Annotated in this window: 25 protein-coding genes and 2 pseudogenes; 16 read left to right on the top strand and 11 right to left on the bottom strand. The window is 49.7% G+C overall.

Annotated features, from left to right (window positions below; all coding sequences use genetic code 11):
- Positions 1-46 precede the first annotated feature (46 nt).
- On the top strand, positions 47-1,000 hold the full coding sequence (locus tag GA0061070_RS01930; protein ID WP_090133232.1) for a polysaccharide deacetylase family protein: 954 nt from the start codon (positions 47-49) through the stop codon (positions 998-1,000).
- A gap of 32 nt (positions 1,001-1,032) precedes the next feature.
- On the opposite strand, the gene GA0061070_RS01925 is transcribed toward GA0061070_RS01930, so the two are convergent.
- Genes GA0061070_RS01925 through rfaD form a run of 6 tightly spaced genes read right to left on the bottom strand, consistent with a single transcriptional unit; the run spans position 1,033 to position 7,223 of the window.
- A complete protein-coding gene (locus GA0061070_RS01925; RefSeq protein ID WP_090133189.1) occupies positions 1,033-2,241 on the bottom strand; it encodes an O-antigen ligase family protein in 1,209 nt (402 codons plus the stop codon).
- Positions 2,229-3,137, bottom strand: a complete 909-nt coding sequence (locus GA0061070_RS01920) for a glycosyltransferase family 2 protein (protein WP_090133187.1) — start codon at positions 3,135-3,137, stop codon at positions 2,229-2,231. The genes GA0061070_RS01925 and GA0061070_RS01920 overlap by 13 nt, the downstream gene beginning before the upstream one ends.
- Before the next feature lie 4 nt (positions 3,138-3,141).
- Positions 3,142-4,251 (bottom strand): glycosyltransferase family 9 protein, encoded by a 1,110-nt coding sequence (locus tag GA0061070_RS01915; RefSeq protein ID WP_090133185.1) that lies wholly within the window; start codon positions 4,249-4,251, stop codon positions 3,142-3,144.
- Between the two features lie 12 nt (positions 4,252-4,263).
- Complete coding sequence (gene rfaC / locus GA0061070_RS01910) at positions 4,264-5,238, bottom strand: lipopolysaccharide heptosyltransferase RfaC (protein WP_090133183.1); 975 nt, start codon at positions 5,236-5,238, stop codon at positions 4,264-4,266.
- A gap of 3 nt (positions 5,239-5,241) precedes the next feature.
- A complete protein-coding gene (gene rfaF / locus GA0061070_RS01905; RefSeq protein WP_090133181.1) occupies positions 5,242-6,288 on the bottom strand; it encodes an ADP-heptose--LPS heptosyltransferase RfaF in 1,047 nt (348 codons plus the stop codon).
- Positions 6,289-6,290: 2 nt separating this feature from the next.
- Positions 6,291-7,223: an ADP-glyceromanno-heptose 6-epimerase gene (rfaD, locus tag GA0061070_RS01900; RefSeq protein ID WP_090133180.1), complete on the bottom strand. Its 933-nt coding sequence runs from the start codon at positions 7,221-7,223 to the stop codon at positions 6,291-6,293.
- 216 nt (positions 7,224-7,439) lie between these two features.
- Between rfaD and kbl the strand changes: the two genes are divergently transcribed.
- From kbl to GA0061070_RS01845, 11 genes are all read left to right on the top strand, one after another.
- Positions 7,440-8,636: a glycine C-acetyltransferase gene (gene kbl / locus GA0061070_RS01895; RefSeq protein ID WP_090133179.1), complete on the top strand. Its 1,197-nt coding sequence runs from the start codon at positions 7,440-7,442 to the stop codon at positions 8,634-8,636.
- A 9-nt stretch (positions 8,637-8,645) separates the two neighbouring features.
- On the top strand, positions 8,646-9,671 hold the full coding sequence (tdh, locus tag GA0061070_RS01890) for an L-threonine 3-dehydrogenase (RefSeq protein ID WP_090133177.1): 1,026 nt from the start codon (positions 8,646-8,648) through the stop codon (positions 9,669-9,671).
- Between the two features lie 184 nt (positions 9,672-9,855).
- Positions 9,856-10,320, top strand: coding sequence for a DUF943 family protein (locus GA0061070_RS01885; RefSeq protein ID WP_090133175.1), 465 nt, complete (start codon positions 9,856-9,858; stop codon positions 10,318-10,320).
- Between the two features lie 151 nt (positions 10,321-10,471).
- Entirely contained in the window at positions 10,472-10,789 is a 318-nt protein-coding gene (locus tag GA0061070_RS01880) for a hypothetical protein (RefSeq protein WP_090133173.1), read from the top strand.
- Positions 10,790-10,933: 144 nt separating this feature from the next.
- On the top strand, positions 10,934-11,773 hold the full coding sequence (locus GA0061070_RS01875) for a YPO3983 family protein (protein ID WP_090133171.1): 840 nt from the start codon (positions 10,934-10,936) through the stop codon (positions 11,771-11,773).
- Positions 11,770-12,240, top strand: coding sequence for a DUF943 family protein (locus GA0061070_RS01870; RefSeq protein WP_090133169.1), 471 nt, complete (start codon positions 11,770-11,772; stop codon positions 12,238-12,240). Before GA0061070_RS01875 ends, GA0061070_RS01870 begins: the two co-directional genes overlap by 4 nt.
- 149 nt (positions 12,241-12,389) lie before the next feature.
- Positions 12,390-12,707 (top strand): hypothetical protein, encoded by a 318-nt coding sequence (locus GA0061070_RS01865; protein ID WP_090133167.1) that lies wholly within the window; start codon positions 12,390-12,392, stop codon positions 12,705-12,707.
- Positions 12,708-12,830: 123 nt separating this feature from the next.
- Positions 12,831-13,679 (top strand): YPO3983 family protein, encoded by an 849-nt coding sequence (locus tag GA0061070_RS01860; protein ID WP_090133230.1) that lies wholly within the window; start codon positions 12,831-12,833, stop codon positions 13,677-13,679.
- Positions 13,669-14,133: a DUF943 family protein gene (locus GA0061070_RS01855; RefSeq protein ID WP_090133165.1), complete on the top strand. Its 465-nt coding sequence runs from the start codon at positions 13,669-13,671 to the stop codon at positions 14,131-14,133. The genes GA0061070_RS01860 and GA0061070_RS01855 overlap by 11 nt, the downstream gene beginning before the upstream one ends.
- Before the next feature lie 163 nt (positions 14,134-14,296).
- Positions 14,297-15,133 carry a YPO3983 family protein gene (locus GA0061070_RS01850; protein ID WP_090133163.1) on the top strand — a complete coding sequence of 279 codons (837 nt, stop codon included), beginning with the start codon at positions 14,297-14,299 and terminating at the stop codon, positions 15,131-15,133.
- Entirely contained in the window at positions 15,130-15,594 is a 465-nt protein-coding gene (locus GA0061070_RS01845; protein WP_090133160.1) for a DUF943 family protein, read from the top strand. Before GA0061070_RS01850 ends, GA0061070_RS01845 begins: the two co-directional genes overlap by 4 nt.
- Before the next feature lie 28 nt (positions 15,595-15,622).
- Here GA0061070_RS01845 and GA0061070_RS01840 read toward each other — a convergent pair.
- The 5 genes and pseudogenes from GA0061070_RS01840 to gpmM form a co-directional block, all read right to left on the bottom strand.
- Positions 15,623-16,406 (bottom strand): annotated as a pseudogene (locus GA0061070_RS01840) (IS256 family transposase); the annotation flags it as partial.
- Positions 16,407-16,566: 160 nt separating this feature from the next.
- Positions 16,567-16,641 (bottom strand): annotated as a pseudogene (locus GA0061070_RS25860) (hypothetical protein); the annotation flags it as partial.
- Positions 16,642-16,777: 136 nt separating this feature from the next.
- A complete protein-coding gene (locus GA0061070_RS01835) occupies positions 16,778-17,713 on the bottom strand; it encodes a divergent polysaccharide deacetylase family protein (RefSeq protein WP_090133159.1) in 936 nt (311 codons plus the stop codon).
- A 3-nt stretch (positions 17,714-17,716) separates the two neighbouring features.
- Entirely contained in the window at positions 17,717-18,982 is a 1,266-nt protein-coding gene (gene envC / locus GA0061070_RS01830; protein WP_090133157.1) for a murein hydrolase activator EnvC, read from the bottom strand.
- 9 nt (positions 18,983-18,991) lie between these two features.
- Positions 18,992-20,536 carry a 2,3-bisphosphoglycerate-independent phosphoglycerate mutase gene (gene gpmM / locus GA0061070_RS01825; protein WP_090133228.1) on the bottom strand — a complete coding sequence of 515 codons (1,545 nt, stop codon included), beginning with the start codon at positions 20,534-20,536 and terminating at the stop codon, positions 18,992-18,994.
- A 250-nt stretch (positions 20,537-20,786) separates the two neighbouring features.
- Here gpmM and GA0061070_RS01820 point away from each other — a divergent pair, with 250 nt between their 5' ends.
- From GA0061070_RS01820 to gpsA, 4 genes are read left to right on the top strand one after another with little or no spacing between them, the layout of a single operon-like run.
- Positions 20,787-21,218, top strand: coding sequence for a rhodanese-like domain-containing protein (locus GA0061070_RS01820; RefSeq protein WP_090133155.1), 432 nt, complete (start codon positions 20,787-20,789; stop codon positions 21,216-21,218).
- Between the two features lie 48 nt (positions 21,219-21,266).
- Positions 21,267-21,518 carry a glutaredoxin 3 gene (gene grxC / locus GA0061070_RS01815; RefSeq protein ID WP_007369517.1) on the top strand — a complete coding sequence of 84 codons (252 nt, stop codon included), beginning with the start codon at positions 21,267-21,269 and terminating at the stop codon, positions 21,516-21,518.
- Positions 21,519-21,556: 38 nt separating this feature from the next.
- Complete coding sequence (gene secB, locus GA0061070_RS01810; RefSeq protein WP_007369518.1) at positions 21,557-22,024, top strand: protein-export chaperone SecB; 468 nt, start codon at positions 21,557-21,559, stop codon at positions 22,022-22,024.
- Positions 22,024-23,043 carry an NAD(P)H-dependent glycerol-3-phosphate dehydrogenase gene (gene gpsA / locus GA0061070_RS01805; RefSeq protein WP_007369519.1) on the top strand — a complete coding sequence of 340 codons (1,020 nt, stop codon included), beginning with the start codon at positions 22,024-22,026 and terminating at the stop codon, positions 23,041-23,043. The genes secB and gpsA overlap by 1 nt, the downstream gene beginning before the upstream one ends.
- The last annotated feature ends 91 nt before the right edge of the window (positions 23,044-23,134 follow it).

Below are 23,134 nucleotides of genomic sequence, written 5' to 3'. Positions count from 1 at the left end.
GAGAGTGCGTAACATAGCGATGACCTTTATTTTACTTGGGCTAAATATGGATAAACCGGCGTTTATCATCACGATTGATACAGAGGGTGATAACCTTTGGCAAAATCGCCGCGAGATCAAAACGGAGAATGCGCGGTATCTGGCACGTTTTCAGTCATTGTGTGAGCGTTTCGGGTTTAAACCCGTTTGGCTAACCAATTATGAAATGGCAACCGATCCGGTGTTTGTTGAGTTCGCAAAAGATGTCATTGCCCGGGGAGAAGGGGAGGTTGGCATGCACCTTCATGCATGGAATAGCCCCCCTGATCATGATTTAACGGGCGATGACTGGCGCTGGCAGCCCTATTTGATTGAGTATCCCTCGACAGTATTGCGTGAAAAAGTCTGTTTTATGACGCAGTTACTTGAGGATACATTCAGCACTAAAATGCTGAGCCACCGCGCTGGACGTTGGGCGTTTGACAGCCGCTACGCGAAATTGCTTATCGAACTGGGCTACCAGGTAGATTGTTCGGTTACACCTCGTGTTAACTGGCGCAATGCGAAAGGCGCGCCGCAAGGTTCTGGCGGTACGGATTACCAGCATTTCCCGCAGCACGCCTATTTCCTTGATGCTGACGATATTTCTAAGCCCGGAACCAGTCCACTGCTTGAGGTTCCGATGAGCATTCAATATAAACATCCCGCATGGCTCAATGCGATTAAGCAGAGCTACGATCGGTTGCGTGGCAAATACCGTTCGCCTTCGGTGAACTGGTTACGCCCTTCTGGCGGGAACACGGCACAGATGATTGATGTTGCGCAAAAATGTCTGGCGCAAGGGAATGGTTACGTCGAGTTTATGCTGCATTCATCGGAATTTATGCCGGGCGGTAGCCCAACCTTTAAGGATGAAGCCGCTATTGAGGGGCTGTACCGGGATCTTGAAGAACTGTTTGAGTGGCTCGCTGCCAGAACACAAGGTATGACGCTCGCCGGGTTTTATCAGCAACAGAAATGAAAAATGCCCGATTATCGGGCATTTTTATATCGTCACGTTTTCTTTCGCGAAAAGAATGTGGCCAGCGCAAAGATGGTCATAAAGAATAGCACCGCCTCCGAACTCAGAAGTATGACGTCCGTCATTCCGTACAATAGCAAAAGCAGCACTGTCACCAGCAATAGCCCGTTATTATTGCGGATGGCGTAAGAAATCACCGAAATAAAGAAGAACAAGAGCAGCAGTACCCCCGGAATACCCTGAAGCGAGTACTTCTCAACAAATTCATTGTGCAAATGGATCCTGATGTATTGTAACGAGGTCGCGAGATGCGGATGCCCCTCGTTGACGTATTTTTGTGACCAGGTTTCACGGCTCTCGATGGATTGTCCCAAAGGATGTGCAAGCCCGTTTTGTACGCCAACAATCCACATGGAGAAACGTGCGCCAAGTGAAGTACTATCCTGACCTTGCTGAAAATCCTCAATTTCCAGTTGCGTTTGTGCAATCTTAGGCGCGATCAGCGGCTTATAACTCACGAGAAAAATACCTGCCACGATGCAGCAAAAAATCACTATAGATTTAACATGAAATTTACGGAAATGGTAAAGTGTCAGCACAATGGCCAGAATTAAATACAGCCCCATAGCCGCTCGCGTACCGCTCAGCAGAATAATGAACCAGGAAAGCAAAATAGTGATGCCAGCCAGCACGTAGAGTTTTACACTTTGCTGCAAATAAAGGCTATAAACGAAGGCCAACGAAAGAACGGAATACACATAGGCGGACACGGTTGGGCGATCAATCGCCATCATAACGCGATCCACTCCCTGTGAGGCTTGCCATAATCCGTCAGCCGTTGCCAGCGTAAAACCTGTAGCTGTAGCGATCAGAAAATATTTCTGGAAGTTCTCTTTGGTTATGTAGCACTTAAATTTGTCAATATAGAAAACTAACAAGCTTGCCAGTATCAGTTTCTTGCTGGTGCCAAGGTAGGCATTATATTGGTTAATACCTTCCGTCTGGTACTCATAAATGAAATACCATGCCAGATTTAACACACCGATAAGTAAAATTGGCAGTGCGATACTAAAAGGGCTACGGGAAATTCTTTTGGATTCAAATAATAAGCCAATAATACTGGCATATATGGCAATATAAAAACATTGTCTCTGCATGCCTGAATTGACCAGGGCAAGCGTCACCGAGGCAAATGCTAAAACAAGTGTTAACTGATAAAGCCGTAATCTTACTTTTTCCATAGTGCCTCAATGACTCTTTTTTTATAGCTTAAGCGAACATCGCTGGACAGATAAAATGAAAGCGAATAAAGCTCACTGACGCGCTGTTTGACTATAGCCAGCTGTTTATCAGTAAGATATTTTTTATGATTCCTGTAAATATCAAACCAGTGGCAATTAACCAGGTGGCGGAATTGCCGCGGAAAAGTTTTTTCCATCAGTAACGTACACTCAATAAGCGGCGCGATTTTGCTGGCGCTCAGGGTGCTGGAGAGGCTATCGTTACGTTTAATGTAATAATAATATCCCTGACGCTGATAAAATATTTTCTTAGCTTGCATCAACATTCCGGGAAATACAGCAAAATCTTCGTAACAAATCATTGAAGGAATGGGGTTGCTGTTATATAGCTCTCGCCGTATAAACTGCCCAATAAGATGCGCCTGAAAATCTTTATGCAGCAGAAAACGTCGCACAGCATCATGGGTTGATAATGGTATCGGGTTAAAACCCTGCCATGAGGTGGAAATTTTACGGGCATCGTGGATCTCAAGCAAACGCGTTAACAGCATATCTGGCTGCTGTGCTTTGAGGAAATTCACCGCATCACACAGGCTATTTGGTTTTAGCTGGTCATCACTATCGAGCATCGTGATGTATTCGCCCGTGGCCAGGGAAACGGCGCTGTTACGTACCTGGCCGACATTGCGGTAGCTTACCTGACGACTAATAACGTGCGGTAATTTATCTTTCCACGCATCAATAATGGCTTGCGTTGCATCTTCTGAGCTGTCGTTAAAAATAATAACTTCGAGCTCTCTAGTGCAGGTATCGATTGCTGCCAGCAGACTTTCAAGGGTCGCGGTAAGTGTTTTTTCAGCATTATGCGCTGCGATGATGACGCTAAGAAAAGCCATAGAATCAGCTACCTTGTGCGTCGCGGACATTTAGTAATACGCTGGCCTGGGGTAATTCACGAATGAATTGTTCGATCTGCTTAAGCGAAGTATCGGTCACGGCAAATAACTCCTCTCGATCCTGCGAAAAATGGTATTTTGTTTCAAACACATAAGAGCAAATATTCTTATCATCACCAATCAAAAGGGTCTTGCCCAAGGGACGTTGTTCGTAATGACAACACGGCCCGAACAGCATAACAACCGGAACATTAACCGCATCGGCGATATAAATATTCCCCGAATCCGAAGCGATATAGCAGTCCATCCTGGAAATAGCCCAGGGTAAGTCTTCAAGTGAGACTTTACCTATCATATTAACGAAATGGGGGAAGTTACCATAGGCTGCGGTCATGTCATCCATCCACGATTGCTCATTCGGCGTTCCAAACACGTAAAACACGCAGGGCAGCATTGCCAGACAATCAACAATCCGTTTCCAGATAACCGGAGGAACCGTTTTGGCTTTGTTACCTGCGGAAATGCTGATACCGATACGAATAACGCCGGGTTTATCGAGGATCTTCGGATAGACGGCAGGCCTGAAGAGCGGTTTAGTCGCATGCTTGGGGGACATCTGCCAGGAAAGTGAACGGTCAGCCAGGTGCAAATAATTGGTTACGGACAACGTCTTTTTTCCATGATCGACGATGCCATGTGCCGTTGCATAGAAGATCCCGTGATACCACCTGCGCGCGTAGGTACTGATAAATTGCTTATTACTGGCATTACAAACAGCGGCAAAGAACAAATTTGCATTATTCGGTTGCAGCAGATAAACATTGTCGTAGCGGTTCATGATATGACAGGCGAAACTGAGTTTTTGCCACAGATTGCGTTTGCGCTGCTCAATAAAAAAAACCGTTTCAATGGTCTCATCATGCTTTGCCAGCATGCTTACGCTTCGGCTTATCAGTACGTCACTTTTCTGCAGGTACGCCAGTAAGGGCGTCACGTTAATAAAATCGCCAATTTTAGCCGTTTGAATGACCAGATTACGCCCGGTTTTCTTACGGAATAGCTTGCTGATGATTTTCATCGGCAGGAATAAAATCAGCAGAAAGATGTAACTCATCGATTAGGCATCTCAGTCGCGCAGTGGATGGTGGTTCTGAAGCAACGTGAAAATCTCAACCGCTGTTATATCTCCCATCCGCCCGGTTGGGCTTACCACCTGATGCTGATTTTTACCGTATCCGCCAATTAGTCCCGGATCGGTTGGGCCAAACAGTGTGATATTGGGGCGATCAAGCGCGGCCGTTAAATGGCTCAGCCCCGTATCGACGGAAACGACAATCTGTGCACCGGCAAGCTGTGCTGCAACCTGCGCCAGCGAAAGTTTAGGTAAAACTTCAACACGATCAAAGCCCGCCGCCATGCGCTCCGCGCGTTGGCGTTCATGTTCCGCGCCCCATGGCAGCTTAATGTGGATACCGGTTGGTTGCATTAATTCGAGCAGTTCACGCCAGCGGCTTTCCGGCCAGTGTTTATCATTGCGGGTGGTGGCGTGCAAAAAGATGGCGTACGGCGGATGCGTCGTCGTATCGGTAATGGCAAAATGGCGCGCAATCGCATAGTCGCCCTGGGTTTGCGGTTTTGCATAACCGAGGCTTTTGGCAAACAACTCGCGGATACGTTCCACCGCATGGTGCTGTTTTGCGATGTGGTGACGACGATTGTAAAACAGGCTTGCCAGCGGCTCGCGTGCACTGCTCCAGTCCAGCCCGTGTTTCACTCCGCGCGCCAGCCGGGTGACCAGCGCGGCGCTTTTCACCAATCCTTGCGCATCAATGATGGCATCGTAACGTTCGGCCTGTATGGCTTCGCGGAAGGCTTTGCGCTCCGCCGCAATGGGCGCAGAAAACCAGGCTTTACGCCAGCGGCGGATGGCCACCGGAATGACGCGATCAACGGCGGCATGCCAGGAAGGGATCTGGGCAAATCCCTCTTCGACCACCCAGTCAAAGCGGACCCCAGCAATCGCCTGCATGGCATCTGTCAATGCAGGCAAGGTATGCAGCACATCGCCCATCGAGGAGGTTTTCACGATCAATACCCGCATCGGTTATCCTTCCGCATCCAGCAGTAGTGCATTTAACTCTTCCAGTACGCGTTGTGGCGTAATGTTGATCAGGCTCTGGTGATAGCCTTCGGCAGCATCACCTTTACGCACTTTGTGATAGCCGGAAATCAGACGGATGACACGCGCTTTATGCGACAGCGGCGGCGTAAAATCCGGGCTGCTTGGGCCATACAGCGCCACAAGCGGGCGGTTAAGCGCGGCGGCGACGTGCATCAGACCCGAGTCGTTGGAGACGATGGCTTTGCAGGCGGCAATCAACACTACGGCTTGCTCCAGCTGGGTTTCCCCGGCCAGATTGCGGCACCAGGCTTGTTGCTCGATATTCAGCGCGGCGAGGATCTCGTTGCCCGCTTCATGGTCTTTCGCGGAACCGAACAGTACCACCTGATAACCTTCGTCAATCAACTGCTTTGCCAGTTCCGCATAGTGATAGTGCGGCCAGCGCTTGGCCGGGCCGAACTCCGCGCCGGGGCAGAAGCCAATCATCGGGCGCTCTGCTGAGATGGCAAACGCGGCACAGGCTTGTGTTTTTTCCCCGTCATTGACCTGCAACTGCGGCCATAGTAGCGGCTGCGGCAGATCTTTCGCCGAGGCCATGACGCCTTTGTCATAGGCCAGCGCTACGTAGCGTTCGACCATCAGCGGCCAGGCTTGCTTATCCAGTACCCGCGCATCGTTCAGCAGCCCATAACGCATCTCGCCGCGCCAGCCGGTACGATGAGGGATTCTGGCAAAGAAGGGGACCAGCGCCGATTTAAAGGAGTTTGGCAGGACGTATGCCCGGTCATAGCGTTTTTCCCGCAAGCTATGGCCCAGCTTGCGGCGCTCGCCAATTTCCAGCGCGCCGTGGCCCAATGGCATCGGGATCGCTTCGTTGACTTCCGGCATGCGTGATAAAAGAGGACGGCACCACGCAGGTGCCATCACATCAATTATCGCCTGGGGAAAGCGCGCTTTGAGCGTGCGATAGAGACTTTGTGACATCATCATGTCGCCCACCCATGACGGGCCAATGACCAAAATTTTCATACTTACGCGTCGCGGTTCAGCCAGGTCATATACTCGGTGACGCCTTCGGCGACGGTTTTAAACGGCTTGTCATAGCCAGCTTTGCGCAGGTTGGTGAGATCCGCCTGGGTAAACGCCTGGTAGCGGCCTTTCAGTTTTTCCGGGAACGGAATGTACTCAATGGTGCCTTTCTTGTGGAAAGCCAGCGTCGCATCGGCAACGGCCTGGAAAGATTCCGCGCGGCCAGTGCCGAGGTTATAAATACCGGATACGCCGTTTTCCCAGAACCACAGATTCACGGCGGCTACATCGCCTACGTAGACGAAGTCGCGCTTAAAGTTATCGCTGCCTTCGAACAGTTTCGGGCTTTCACCGTTATTCAGTTGGGTATTGAGATGGAAAGCTACGCTTGCCATGCTGCCTTTGTGGCCTTCACGCGGACCATAAACGTTGAAATAGCGGAAACCGACAACCGGTGAATTCGCTTCCGGCAGAATGCTGCGCACGTATTCGTCAAACAACATTTTTGAGTAGCCGTAAACGTTCAGCGGTTTTTCATACTCGCGGGATTCAATGAAGTCGGAGGTTCGACCGCCGTACGTGGCTGCGGAAGAGGCATACAGGAAGGGGATTTCACGTTCCAGGCAGTAATGCAGCAGCTCTTTAGAGTACTGATAGTTGTTATCCATCATGTACTTGCCGTCCCACTCTGTCGTGGAAGAGCACGCACCTTCGTGGAATACCGCGTCAATGTCGCCAAACTCTTCCCCGGCCATAATCTGGATCAGGAAGTCTTCTTTATCCATGTAGTCGGCGATGTGCAGGTCAACCAGATTGACAAACTTGGTGCCGTCTTTCAGGTTGTCCACCACCAGAATATCAGTGATGCCTTTATCATTCAGGGCCTTAACAATGTTACTGCCGATAAAACCCGCGCCGCCGGTAACGATGATCATAACTGTACCTTTGAAAAGTGGAGTGTTGAGACAATCTCAGACACTAATAATTCTTATCATACCATCACATTGTCGCCCCTTCAGCCATTCCCCCAGAGAAGGGCTTAGCGATGCGTGATTTATGCTAAAAATTACATAATGGGTGATGCGTCATCTCGTATCACCGCATAGCTTTCGGTAAGATGTGCCGAAATTTGCCCAGTCTGGAGAATTGCGATGCGTGGGGATTTTTATCAACAGTTAACGAATGACCTGGAAACCGCCCGGGCGGAAGGGTTGTTTAAAGAAGAACGCATTATCACGTCGGCTCAACAGGCTGATATCACCGTGGCGAATGGTAGCCACGTCATTAACTTCTGCGCTAATAACTACCTCGGTCTGGCCAACCATCCCGAACTGATTGCCGCCGCGAAAGCAGGCATGGACAGCCATGGTTTCGGCATGGCGTCGGTACGCTTTATCTGCGGTACTCAGGACAGCCACAAAGTGCTGGAGCAGAAGCTGGCCGAGTTTCTCGGCATGGAAGATTCCATTCTCTACTCTTCCTGCTTCGACGCCAACGGCGGGCTGTTTGAAACGCTGCTCGGCGCGGAAGATGCCATTATTTCTGATGCGCTGAACCACGCGTCGATCATCGACGGCGTGCGTTTGTGTAAAGCGAAGCGCTATCGTTATGCCAATAACGATATGCAGGAGCTGGAAGCGCGCCTGAAAGAGGCGCGTGAAGCGGGCGCTCGTCATGTGCTGATTGCCACCGATGGCGTGTTCTCGATGGATGGCGTGATCGCAAATCTGAAAGGCGTTTGTGATCTGGCGGATAAATATGATGCGCTGGTAATGGTGGATGACTCTCACGCGGTTGGTTTTGTCGGCGCGAATGGTCGTGGCACGCACGAGTACTGCGATGTTATGGGGCGCGTGGACATCATCACCGGTACGCTCGGCAAAGCGCTGGGCGGCGCATCAGGCGGTTACACCGCTGCGCGCAAAGAGGTGGTGGAGTGGCTGCGTCAGCGTTCCCGCCCTTATCTGTTCTCCAACTCTCTGGCACCGGCGATTGTTGCCGCCTCCATTAAAGTGCTGGAGATGCTGGCATCCGGCGCGGAGTTGCGTGACCGTCTGTGGTCCAACGCGCGCTTGTTCCGCGAAAAAATGACCGCCGCAGGTTTTACGCTGGCGGGTGCCGATCACGCCATTATCCCGGTGATGCTGGGCGATGCCGTAGTGGCGCAAGATTTTGCCCGCGAGCTGCAAAAAGAGGGCATTTACGTCACCGGTTTCTTCTACCCGGTAGTGCCGAAAGGTCAGGCGCGTATCCGCACGCAGATGTCTGCGGCGCACAGCCCTGAGCAAATTGAACGTGCTGTGGCGGCGTTTATCCGTATTGGTAAACAACTGGGTGTGATTGCCTGAGGGCCTGACATGAAAGCGTTATCCAAACTAAAAGCGGAAGAAGGCCTGTGGATGACCGACGTACCGGAACCGGAAGTCGGGCATAACGATCTACTGATTAAAATTCGTAAAACCGCGATTTGCGGAACCGACGTGCATATTTACAACTGGGATGACTGGTCGAAAAAAACCATTCCTGTGCCGATGGTAGTTGGCCACGAATATGTCGGCGAAGTGGTGGGGATCGGTCAGGAAGTGAAAGGATTCAAGATTGGCGATCGCGTCTCTGGTGAAGGCCATATTACCTGCGGCCACTGTCGTAACTGCCGTGCCGGGCGTACGCACCTGTGCCGTAACACCATTGGCGTCGGCGTAAACCGTCCGGGCTGTTTTGCCGAATATCTGGTGATCCCGGCGTTTAACGCGTTTAAAATTCCGGACAATATCTCTGATGATTTGGCCTCTATTTTTGATCCGTTTGGCAACGCCGTGCATACCGCGCTCTCTTTCGATCTGGTGGGGGAAGATGTGCTGGTTTCAGGCGCCGGGCCGATTGGCATCATGGCGGCGGCAGTGGCGAAGCATGTCGGCGCCCGTCATGTTGTGATCACCGATGTGAACGAGTATCGCCTGGAACTGGCTCGCAAAATGGGTGTTACCCGCGCTGTGAACGTAGCCAAAGAGAGCCTGGACGATGTGATAGCGGAACTGGGCATGACCGAAGGGTTCGATGTGGGTCTCGAGATGTCTGGCGCGCCACCGGCATTCCGTACGATGCTCGATACCATGAACCATGGCGGGCGCATCGCAATGCTTGGTATTCCTCCTTCAGATATGTCGATCGACTGGAACAAAGTTATCTTCAAGGGACTGTTTATCAAAGGGATTTACGGCCGTGAAATGTTTGAAACCTGGTACAAGATGGCGGCATTGATTCAGTCTGGGCTGGATCTCTCGCCGATTATCACTCATCGTTTCAGCGTTGACGATTTCCAGCAGGGCTTCGATGCCATGCGCTCAGGTCAATCCGGCAAGGTGATTCTGAACTGGGAATAAAAATAAGGGGCCGCGGCCTGACGGTTCCCCATAAATAAAGATAGGCATAGAAAGTTGCGATCTACTTAGTGCTCCACCAAAAAGTAAGGTCACTCCTCTATGCCTGCTTCACAAGTCAATCAGTTTGGTTTCAAGCCATTTATGACCAATATGGAAGCCACCGTAGAAATCACAGGGGGGCGCAATGAAAGTAATAAATAAAAAAATTTTGATTCTATTTTCCCTGGCTGTTTGTGTTTTACTGGGTTACTGGATTTGGCTGTGTTTACGTCCTGTAGAGATTGTCGCGGTTCATCAGGAAAATAACTATAGCGATGTTTTAGTTAGAAGCTTCCCACCGACAGATAAGGGGAAAATAATCTGGTGGTTAGAAAATAAAAACATGTTAAAAGAAAAATACGGTATTCCAAAGCCCAGCCCAGATGGATCTTTCGTAGTTGTATTTTGGGATTTTGGCGATGGTTATAAAGAAACAGATGGATATGACAATCTTTGTTTCAACGATATGAAACCACCGATGAATTGTATAGAAAAAAACTCTCTCCTTATGGTGAGGAACAGTGAAAATACAGGGAGTTATTTTGTTCTGGATAGTGGAACATATCGTATGAATAATAAAGGGGATATAGTAAAGAACAAATCGGATTAGATCCGCTCCCCTCGCGTAGAGACTGCAATAAAATCATCCGCGCGACCCAACCTTGCATCAGCAAAGCGGAAGTAGCAAAATCTTCAGGAGGCTATCCCGACGGAGAGAACGCCTTACCGCCGGCCTCACACCCTTTTAGTAAGGCGATTGTGTGGATGGCGAACGTAGCGAATGCGTGATTTTATCGCGCTATTTGCTATTTGATTATTACCCCCTACCGCTGGCAACCAAACATCTTGGCTGTGAAGAAATAGAGTTACTTGTACTTGCTCATGCAGGGATGATCACCCTCTATCAGTATCCTGACCCTGCCAACCTTATTGAGTGGGAACAGGTGAATATTATGGAAATTGGCGCGGCTATCCTGGAGAACACGAAAACAGGCAAAAAATACCGTGCTGATCTCGCCAATTTTGACACCCAGCGTTCTGATCTGGTCTTACCGCGCGTCATTTTGATGATGGACTGAGAACGTAGAGCGTCTACTATGCCCCTGCCCGTAATCGGTAAAAAATTACGGGCAGGGGCTGTACAACATTTACACTCTGACCTTTCACCGCATATTATTCCCTGTGAAGGCTTCAACGGACGATTACACAAGGAATGTATCAAGATGACCGCCTTACAGTTTCCCTGCACCATATTCAAAACTCAAAAATGGATGGACGACTACAGTGCCAGTGATATGCGCTGCGGCGATCTGACCGAAGCACAGTTAAAATCCCAGTACCGGCTGGACTATATTTCTGGCCGCGTTGATCCCTGGACGCTTACCCGGCGTTCCTCGATGGATCGTCCCCAGTCCATGTTCTGCTGTAATCTACGTGGCAAGGGTGAAAAGATTACCCGCCAGCAGTGTACCGCAATGCTGTTTGACGAGTTCCGCTCATTATCCCGCAAATTTTCCCTTTATGGGCCTTACAGCCACCTGATCGAAAAGATGATCACCCATATGCAGCATGGTAACGGTACACCCTTCCGGGATATGGCGCTGGACAGGGCATTGAAAGAGCAGATTCTTAATGACATGACAAAAAACAGTACTCGTCTGAGACTATACGAATTTATTGAAAAAAATATTGATTGGGATAAGAAATGTTATCCAGCAAACGAGAAGAATAAATTAAAAGAAATAATTCTCGGTGGGAAACTCCCCAAATTTGACCGCTTCCAGGATAACTTTAACGGTATGGGTATCACCGTTCATGATACCTGGGCAACACATATCACCATAAAATCACTGCATATTGATAATGACCGTTATCGGGCTGTGGTCCATTACAAGGTACAGGATCACTTTGGTCTGGATAGCGATGATATTCTGAAAACAAAATTCAGCCAGTTTCATTTCTTCCGCATCTGGTTTGTTCTCCAGCGGTACAATCAGTTTGGTTTCAAGCCATTTATGACCAATATGGAAGCCACTATAGAAATTACAGGAACTCGAAAATGAGAGTGAAAAACAAGAAAACTATTGTTCCGCTCTTTCTGGCTGGCTGCGTGTTACTTGGCTACTGGCTTTGGTTGTCTCTGCGTCCAGTAGAGATTGTCGCTATCCATCACAGAAGTAGTGGTTTCAGTGATGTTTTAGTCACTAGTTTCCCGCCGACTGATAAAGGAAAAATTAACTGGTGGTTAAAAAACAAGGATATGTTAAAAGATAAATATGGTATTCCCAAACCTGATTCAGATGGCTACTTTTATGTCACCTTCTGGTTGTTTGGGGAAGGATATAAAAAAGAGGAAAAATATGACAGACTTTGTTTTGATGATATGAAGACAAAAGTAAATTGCATCGAAAAGGATGCTGTTTTTTCTGTAGATAAAAGCAGAAATATGGGCGTAATGTTCACCGTATACGATGGTGATAATTATCGCTTAGACCATAATGGTGATATTATAAAAGTCGCATCCGATTAGGTTTTCCCCTCGCGTAGAGACAGTAATAAAACCATTGCCACCTGCCCGGCTTGCACCAGCCATGCGGAAGTAGCAGAATGCTCAGGAGGCTATCCCGACGGAGAGAACACCTTACCGCCGGCCTCACACCCTTTTAGTAAGGCGATTGCGTGGATGGCGAACGTAGCGAATACGTGATTTTATCGCGCTATTTGCTATTTGATTATTACCCCCTACCGCTGGCAACCAAACATCTTGGCTGTGAAGAAATAGAGTTACTTGTACTTGCTCATGCAGGGATGATCACCCTCTATCAGTATCCTGACCCTGCCAACCTTATTGAGTGGGAACAGGTGAATATTATGGAAATTGGCGCGGCTATCCTGGAGAACACGAAAACAGGCAAAAAATACCGTGCTGATCTCGCCAATTTTGACACCCAGCGTTCTGATCTGGTCTTACCGCGCGTCATTTTGATGATGGACTGAGAACGTAGAGCGTCTACTATGCCCCTGCCCGGAATCTGTAAAAATTACGGGCAGGATTACTGCATGATTTACACTCCCGCCAGTCGCCGCGTATTATTCCCTGTGAAGACTTCAACGGAACTGATGGCTGCATTACAGTTTCCCAGCACCATATTCAAAACCCAAAAGTGGATGGACGACTACAGCGCCAGTGATATGCGCTGCGGCGATCTGACTGAAGCACAGTTAAAATCCCGGTACCGGCTGGATTATATTTCTGACCGGGTTGATCCGTGGACGCTTACCCGGCGTTCCTCAATGGATCGTCCTCAGTCCATGTTCTGCTGCAATTTGCGTAGAGCCGGGGAGAAAATTACCCGCCAGCAATGCGCCGCCATGCTGTTTGACGAATTCCGCTCATTATCCCGCAAATTTTCCCTTTATGGGCCTTACAGTCACCTGATCGAAAAGATGATTACTCACATGCAGAACGGCAACGATACGCCGTTTCGTGATATGTCTCTGGACAGGGCATTGAAAGAGCAGATTATTAGGGATTCTTCGGAGAAGAACAGTACACGCATTCTGTTATCAAAAGCCTTAAAAACAGGCATCGACTGGGAAAGCAAGCATTTTCCAGCGGAAAAACAAGACAGATTGAGAAAAGCTATCCTTGAAGGACGATTACCTAAGTTTGACAGATTCCAGGATAATTTTAACGGCATGGGTATCACCGTTCATGATACCTGGGCAACGCATATCACCATAAAATCACTGCATATTGAAAATGACCGATACCGGGCAGTGGTGCATTACAAGGTACAGGATCACTTTGGCCTCGACAGCGACGATATAACGAAAACAAAATTCAATCAGTTTCATTTTTTCCGTATCTGGTTTGTTCTCCAGCGGTACAACCAGTTTGGTTTCAAGCCATTCATGACAAATATGGAAGCCACTGTAGAGATTATTGGGGCCCGTAATGAAATCTAAAAATAAAAAAATTCTTTTGGCATCATTACTGATTAGTTGCGCCCTACTGGGTTACTTTCTCTTATTTTCTTTCCGTCCTGTAGAGGTTGTGGCAGTGCATGAAGATGGAGAATTCAGCTCTATTCTGGTAAGAAACTTCCCTTTAACTGACCGAGGAAAAATAGACTGGTGGATCAAAAATAATGCGATCTTAAAAGAAAAATATAATATCCCGAAACCTGCAAGTGATGGTTTTTTCTCAATAGTATTTTGGGATTTTGGCGATGGATATAAGGAAGAAGGTAAATATGATAGACGCTGTTTTACTGATATGAAACCACCAATAAATTGCATCGATAAAAATTCTCTTTTAATGGTGAATAACAGTAAGAATACCGGGACTTATTTCTCTCTGGATAGCGGAACATATCGTCTAAACGACAGCGGTAAGATGGTAAAAAACAAATCAGATTAGAACCGAGGCCAAACACCTTGAAACATGGTTCATTGTTATCCCCCTGCCCGGAATCTGTAAAAAATTACGGGCAGGATTACTGCATGATTTATACTCCCGCCAGTCGCCGCGTATTATTCCCTGTGAAGACTTCAACGGACGATTACACAAGGAATGTATCAAGATGACCGCCTTACAGTTTCCCTGTACTATTTTTCAAACGCAAAACCGGATGGACGACTACAGCGCTAAAGATATGCACTGCAGCGATTTATCAGAATCACAGTTAAAAACGCATTTTCATTTGCTGGATGTTTCCACCAGAGCCAACCCTTACACCCTGACGAAAATTACTCCATTCACTCAGCCACAGTCAGTGTTTCATGGCTCCCGCGGCGAAGGGGAGAAAATCACCCGGCAGCAGTGCGCCGCTATTCTCTTTGACGAGTTCCGGGACTTATCCCGCACCTTTTCCCTGTACGGCCCTTACAAGCCACTCATTAAACAGATGATCACTCATATGCAGAAAGCCAACGGCGCACCATTCCGGCATATGCTGCTGGACAGGGCATTGAGGGAACATATTGTTAATGACAGGGCAGAGAACAGCACGCTTGCACGATTAAAGGAAGTTATCGGAAAAAATATTGATTGGGGAAATAAATATTATCCTGTAAGAGAGAAAGATGAGCTAAAGGGGGCAATCATGGATGGCAAGCTTCCCAAATTTGACCGCTTTCAGGATAACTTCAACGGCATGGGAATAACCGTACACGATACCTGGGCGACACATATCACAATTAAGTCATTACAGGTTGATAATGATCGTTACCGTGCTGTAGTCCATTACAAAGTTCAGGATCACTTTGGGTTGGATAGTGACGACATAGCAAATGTTAAGTTTAATCAGTTCCATTTCTTCCGTATCTGGTTTGTGCTCCAGCGTTACAGCCAGTTTAATTTCAAGCCCTTTATTACCATAATGGAAACCACCATTGAAATCACAGGGTCTCGCAAATGAGAGTAAAAAATAAGAAAACCATAATGTTGCTCGTCGTGGCGGGGTGTGTGCTGCTTGGCTGCTGGCTTTGGTTGTCGCTGCGTACAGTGGAAATCGTCGCAGTTCATGAGGATGGTAACCATGCTTCTGTTTTAGTCAAAGCTTTCCCTGTGACAGATAAGGGAAAAGTAAACTGGTGGCTAAAAAATAAAGATATGCTGAGGGATAAATATGATATTCCCAAACCATCATCCTCAGGGAATTTCACTATTATATTTTGGGATTTTGGTGACGGTTACAAGGAAGAGGGAAAGTATGACAGACGTTGTTTTGATAATATGAAAACAAAAGAAAATTGCATTGAAAAGAATGCTGTTTTTGCTGTCAGACAATACCACGATGATGATGTTATTTTTGCTACTTATGAGGGAAGATATTCATTAAATAAAAGCGGTGACATAATAAAAATCAAACGCGAGTGAGCCTGTCAGTAATTCTGTGGTGCGACACGAGGCTGTTGCGTACCATATGGATGATACACAGCTGGATATGGGTCTGCGGGTAAACGCTGTTTCGCATCCGGGAAGCCCTTCAGACCGTCCACGCAGGCAATCAGGATGTCCTGGAGACCACGATTTTTCAGCTCCGTCAGCACATTCAGCCAGAACTTTGCGCCTTCATTTTCAGCCAGCCACATACCCGGTAACGCTTTCTGGCCTTCGGTGTTGATGCCCGGTGCGAGGAAGACGGCTTTGTTTATTACGCTGCCATTCTGGCGGACTTTTACAACAATGCAGTCCATATAAACAACGGGATACAACGCATCCAGTTGCCGGTTTTGCCACTCAGTGACCTGCTCTTTTACAGTGTCGGTGACCTTAGATATCAGCGTGGGCGACACATCGGCGTCGTACATCTCTTTGACGGTGGCGACGATTTCACGTGTGGTCATGCCTTTGGCGTAAAGGGATAAAATCTGGCTGTCCATCTGCGTGATACGCGTCTGGTTTTTCTTAATTAGCTGAGGTTAAAAGGTATTTTCACGATCGCGCGGCGTGTTCAGCTCAATCTCGTCGTCATCACAAAGCAGGGTTTTCGACGAGTAGCCATTACGGGTGTTTGAACCTGTTCTGGGCGCATTTTTCTCATACCCGGGATGGTCAGTCAGCTCCGCATTGAGCGCCGTTTCGACGGTTAATTTCGTCAGCATACGGGAAAACTGATTGAGGTTGGCTTCGGTTTTAAGGCCTTTAGTCAGTTCAGCAGCGAGCGCTTTGAGTTTCTTTTCGTCCATAATTTGCCTGTCTCCGTTGTTGGAGTGAACATATCAAAAACAGGCAATTAGACAATTTTAATTACAGTCTCCAGCACATTGTTTCTTATGTGCTGCTTCATTCCCAAACCTCTCCAGCATCCAACCAAAGTGATCCTACCCACGTAATGTGAACACAGCCCTAAGCGAAGTTTTCGTTTTCAAATTGTTCCGGGCTGAGACCACCACAGGCGCTGTGGCGTCGCCAGCGATTGTAATACCACCCCACTCTTACCCGTATCAAGCACGAGAATTTTATGTCGTTGCGGCATTTCCTCACCTTTTGGCTTGTACAACGCGGCGCTTAAAACGAACAGGCTGGGTGATGAATCTTCGTTAACCAGCGGAAATTATTATTTCAGGCCCCAGCCTTGCCACTGATGTTGCATATAACGCACTAGCGAACTATCACCAATACTTTCGCCTATCACGCTAAAGAAGCGGCTGGCATAAACCGGCTGCGGTTTTTGCTTCGTTTTACACTGCTTAACACCGCGGAATGGGTTACGTGGTGATGGCGTGATGCTGCCAGGCGCTGTGGTGTTTGGCGTTGAAGTATCGATCTGCGGTTCATTCAGCAGGCTGCTCGGGCGCACCAGCGTGATATCCGCAGGCAGGCTGGACAGCGCCTGTTGCAGAACGCGAACAGTGGTCGGATGCGGATGACCGATAGCAATAGCGGAACCGTTACGGCGAGCCAGCTCGACGGCGCGGTTAAACTGGCGACGAATATCTCCTTCATTTTGCGTATCGTCGAGAAACACTTTGCGCTTCAATACCTTCACGCCGGTTCCCGTTGATGCGCGTATCGCCTGGCTGTTGCCGATGGTCATACTGTCGAGAAAGTAGAGGTTATAGCGCTCCAGCGCCTGCATCACTTTTTGCATGCCGAAAAGGCTTGAAGTCATGGCGCTGCCCATGTGGTTATTCAGCCCCACGGCGTAGGGCACTTTGCTGACGGCATCGCTGATAATACGTTCAATCTCCGCGCTGCTCATTTCGGGACGCAGAGTATCTTTTTCCAGCGGTTGCTTGCTGATCGGCGCCATCGGCAGGTGAATTAGCACCTCATGGCCGCTGTTGTGGGCTTTGGTCGCCATTTCCCGTGCATATGTGGCGTTGGGCAACACCGCAACGGAAACCGCCTGCGGCATCGCCAGCACCTGATTTTCAGTCTGAGGACGGTAACCAAAGTCGTCGATAACGATAGCCAGTTTTCCGGCGAGAACCGGCGCGGAGAAAATCAGCGCACTGGCGAGAGAAAGCACAAGATAACGAAACTGCAGCAAAACTTATCTTCCCAACCACGGCTGTGGATTGACCGCCTGACCCTGACGGCGAATTTCGAAATAGAGTGAAGGCCGGCCCTGACCGCCACTGCTGCCTACAAGGGCTATCGGTTGGCCTGCGCGCACCTGCGTGCCGACACTGACCAGAGCGCTTTGGTTATAACCGTAGAGGCTCATATCGCCTTTACCGTGCTCAACCACGACCACCAGGCCATAACCCTGTAGCCAGTCGGCCAAGATCACGCGTCCATCGGCGATCGCTTTAACTTCACTGCCTTCAGACGCACCGATAACAATCCCTTTCCAACGTAGCTCACCCTGCAACTGTTCGCCATAACGATGTAGCAACGGACCGCGAACTGGCCAGATTGCCTGGCCCGATGGTGAGCCTAATCCGCCGGTACGGGACATCAGCGAGCGTTCACTTTCGGTTGGTTTGTAGGTGGTGCCTTTGCTACTGGCTTCTTTCTGGCGATCGCGCACGGCCTGCGCTTCACGCGCTTCGCGATCGGCGCGCGCTTTGGCTGCCGCTTCCGCACGGGCTAAACGGTCACGCAAGCGGGATTCGTTGGCGCGCATCTCGCTGAGCTGCTGTTGCCCCTCCTGGATGGATGATTCCAGACCGGAAAGGGTTTTCTGCCGCTCATTACGCGCTTGTTCAAGTTTGGCCTGCTGCGCTTTTTGCTCGTAAAGCAGGGTTTGTTGCTGGCTCTGCTTCGCTTCCAGCTCAGTTTTCTGCGTCGCTACTTCTTCACGCGTCTGCTTCAACTGGGCGATCGTTTCCTGGCGTGCCTGGTTGAGATAGCCGAAGTAAGCCTGTAAACGCTGGCCGCGCTGACCCTCTTCACCGCTGAAAATCAGTTGAATGCCCGTGTGCGGCCCCTGGCGGAACGCGGCATCAAGTTGCGCAGCCAGATTGCGTTCCTGCGTCGCGCGCTGGCGTTCCAGTTTGGCGATAGAGGCATTCATCTCATCGATTTGGCGGTTGAGCTGCGCAAGTGTGTTCTGGGTTTCCCGCAGTTGGCGGGCAGCGGCGGAAATTGCCTCTTCCTGCGCTTTAAGCTGGGCAAGAAGGCCGGAACGTTGCTGCTGTTGCTGGCGTACCGCGCGCTCTTTCTCGGCGATATCAGCCTGAATGGATTTGAGCTGCTCGCGGTCATCCGCATGGGCGGAAATGGCGCACAGCAATGCGCCAGCGCTGAGTACGCTGGCGCAAAGAAGGGGCCGAAACCTGCCCCATGTAATTGAAAAAATCGCCTTTCCCCTCATGGGGAGCGATTATTCCACGATGAACAGCGGCTTACCAGTCATCTCTTGCGGGATTTCCATGCCCATCAGCGTCAGCATGGTCGGCGCGATATCGGAAAGTTTTCCGCCTGCAACCGCCTTCACTGATTTACCGCCAACGTAAATCAGCGGCACTGGCAGGTTGGTATGCGCGGTATGTGCCTGGCCGGTTGCCGGGTCGCGCATCTGTTCTGCGTTACCGTGATCGGCGGTGATCAACAATTGACCGCCCACAGATTCAACCGCTTTGGTCACTTCTGCCACGCAGTGATCCAGCGCTTCAACCGCGGCAACGGCAGCATCGAATACGCCGGTATGACCGACCATATCGCCGTTCGGGTAGTTACAGATGATGGTGTCGTATTTGCCGCTGGTGATTGCAGCAACCAGTTTTTCGGTCAATTCGGCCGAGCTCATTTCCGGCTGCAAGTCGTAAGTCGCCACTTTGGGCGAGTTGATCAGAATACGGTCCTCGCCCGGGAACGGCTCTTCAACGCCGCCATTAAAGAAGAAGGTCACATGCGCATATTTTTCTGTTTCAGAGATGCGCAACTGCGTTTTGTTGTGCTTCGCCATCCACTCGCCAAGCGTGTTAGCGAGAGAAGCTGGTGGGTAAGCCACGGCGGTTTTGATGTCTGCGGCATATTCCGTCAGCATCACGAAATCCACGTTAACTACTTTCTTACGCGCGAAGCCGTCGAAATCCGCATTGACGAAAGCGCGGGTAATTTCACGCGCGCGGTCAGCACGGAAGTTCATGAAAATCAGCGCATCGCCATCCTGCATCGCGGCATCAGCCTGACCCGCAGCGCGGATCACGGTTGCTTTGACGAATTCATCGTTTTCATCGCGAGCGTAAGCCGCTTGCAGGCCAGCCACAGCGCTGTCGACAGTAAACTCACCTTTCGCTTGTGTCATCAGATCATACGCCTGCTCTACGCGATCCCAGCGATTGTCGCGATCCATGGCGTAGTAACGGCCAATGATCGAAGCGACACGGCCTTTGCCCAGCGCGGCGAATTTGTCTTCGAATTTTTTCAGTGAAGATTCAGCGCTGCGCGGTGGCGTATCGCGACCGTCGAGAAACGCATGCAGGTAAATTTTGTCAGCGCCGCGCTCTGCGGCCAGTTCTACCATCGCCATAATATGGTCTTCGTGGCTGTGCACGCCGCCTGCGGAAAGCAGACCCATAATGTGCACAGCTTTGCCAGCTGCCACGGCTTTATCCACCGCGCCGCTCAACACCGGGTTGCTGAAGAAGGTACGTTCTTTAATTTCAACATCCAGACGAGTCAGATCCTGGTAAACAATGCGACCGGCGCCGAGGTTGACGTGGCCGACTTCGGAGTTCCCCATCTGGCGATCCGGCAGACCGACTTCAAGGCCTGACGCATCAATCAGGGTGTGCGGACGTTTTGCCCACAGCTGGTCCATTACCGGGGTCTTTGCGTTGAAAATAGCGTTATCCTGCTGGTCTTCGCGATAGCCGTAGCCATCCAGAATCACCAGTACCATAGGTTTTTTAGAAACCGACATTGCGACACCCTCTTGCTCAGAAGACAAAAAAATTTTGCGTAATTTTACTACAGCTGAATCGATAAAATAGCCGCAGAAGATCAAAGAAAGCGGCTGCCTGGCCAGCTGATTTACGGGCGTTTCTTTATTTTTTTTTGTAACACGCCGCAGAAAATGCATTCCATCATGCTCACTGGCTGTATTTGCCCCACTGCGCAGGTATACTCTTTCCTGGTTTTTTAATCACTAAGTCGGGAGCTTGTTACCCCAGATGCAAGAAATTATGCAATTTATTAGCCGCAACCCCATACTGTGTATCGCCTGGATTGCGTTATTCGGGGCTGTATTATTCACTACTTTCAAAGGCCTGGCGTCGAAAGTAAAAGTGATTTCTCGCGGCGAAACCACACGCCTGATCAACAAAGAAGAGGCTGTCGTTGTGGATTTGCGTCAGCGTGATGATTTCCGAAAAGGGCATATTGCAGGCTCAGTTAATTTGCTGCCAAACGAGATCAAAGCCAATAATGTAGGTGAGCTTGAGAAACACAAAAGCGCGCCAATTATCGTAGTTGACGGTACTGGCATGCAGGCGCAGGTGCCGGCAAATGAACTGGTGAAAGCGGGCTTCGAGAAAGTCTTTGTGCTTAAAGATGGTATCTCTGGCTGGATCGGTGAGAATCTGCCACTGGTTCGTGGTAAATAAGTGCCCGGGCGAGCTACGGCTCGCAGAGGACATCAGGAGACTAAAGTTATGGCCAATATTGAGATCTACACGAAAGCAACCTGCCCGTTCTGCCACCGCGCAAAAGCGCTGCTGAGTAGCAAAGGCGTCGCTTTTGCTGAGTTGCCGATCGATGGCGACATGGTAAAACGTGAAGAGATGATTCAACGTAGTGGTCGTACAACGGTTCCGCAGATTTTTATTGATGCACAGCACATTGGCGGTTGTGACGATTTATATGCGCTGGATGCGCGCGGCGGACTGGATCCGCTATTACGTTAATGCTTAAAAGCACTACAACATTTAAGGGTTATTCACTCATGTCTGAACAAAACAACACCGAAATGACTTTCCAGATTCAGCGTATTTATACGAAAGATATCTCTTTCGAAGCGCCGAATGCGCCGCACGTCTTCCAGAAAGAGTGGCAGCCGGAGGTGAAACTGGATCTCGATACGGCCTCCACACAGCTGGCTGAAGGCGTTTATGAAGTCGTATTGCGCGTTACTGTAACGGCTTCTCTTGGTGAAGAAACCGGCTTCCTGTGCGAAGTGCAGCAGGGCGGTATCTTCTCCATCGACGGTATCGAAGGAACGCAGATGGCGCATTGCCTGGGTGCATACTGCCCGAACATTCTGTTCCCGTATGCCCGCGAATGCATCACCAGCTTGGTATCCCGCGGTACATTCCCGCAACTGAACCTTGCGCCGGTTAACTTTGATGCGCTGTTCATGAACTACCTGCAACAGCAGACTGGCGAAGGTGCTGAACAACATCAGGATGCCTGATGAACGCACTTAATGCTGCAATGACTGTGATCGGTGCCGGTTCTTACGGCACCGCTCTTGCCATCACGCTGGCAAGAAATGGCCATCAGGTTGTGCTGTGGGGTCATGACCCGAAACATATCGCGACCCTGCAACACGATCGTTGCAATGCCGCATTTCTTCCCGATGTGCCTTTTCCTGATTCGCTGCAATTAGAAAGCGACCTTGCGCGCGCGCTGGCTGCCAGCCGCAATATTCTGGTGGTCGTACCTAGCCATGTTTTTGGCGATGTGCTGTCGCAGATAAAGCCGCTGATGCGTGATGATGCACGTATTGTGTGGGCCACGAAAGGTCTGGAAGCGGAAACCGGACGGCTACTACAGGACGTGGCACGTGAAGTTTTAGGTTCGGCGATCCCGCTGGCGGTGATTTCCGGTCCGACATTTGCTAAAGAACTGGCTGCAGGTTTGCCGACGGCTATCTCCCTGGCTTCTACCGATCCGCAATTTTCTGAAGATCTTCAGCAGCTTCTCCACTGTGGCAAAAGCTTCCGTGTTTACAGCAACCCGGATTTCATCGGCGTGCAGCTTGGCGGCGCGGTGAAAAACGTGATTGCGATCGGCGCGGGGATGTCTGATGGCATTGGTTTCGGCGCGAATGCTCGTACGGCGCTGATCACTCGCGGTCTGACGGAAATGTCACGTCTTGGTGCAGCTCTGGGGGCCGATCCCTCCACCTTTATGGGCATGGCGGGTTTAGGCGATCTGGTGCTGACCTGTACCGACAACCAGTCGCGTAACCGCCGCTTCGGCATGATGCTTGGCCAGGGAATGGATGTGCAAAGCGCGCAGGACAAAATTGGCCAGGTGGTGGAAGGTTATCGCAATACTAAAGAAGTTCGTGCGCTGGCGCACCGGTTTGGCGTTGAAATGCCAATAACCGAGGAAATTTATCAGGTATTGTATTGCGGAAAGAATGCGCGCGAGGCAGCATTGACCCTATTGGGTCGTGCTCGCAAAGACGAACGCAGCAATCACTAAATATACTTCTCCTTGTTGCCTCTTTGTTAGCTGAGCCCGTGCACCTGTTGCTTATACAAGCAACGAGTGCACGGGCTTGCTGCTTAGATGC

Origin of the sequence: Kosakonia oryziphila, from assembly GCF_900094795.1 — a bacterium.
GTDB lineage: Bacteria > Pseudomonadota > Gammaproteobacteria > Enterobacterales > Enterobacteriaceae > Kosakonia > Kosakonia oryziphila.
The sequence above is the reverse complement of the archived record's forward strand: the minus strand, read 5'-3'. Positions and strand labels throughout refer to the sequence as shown.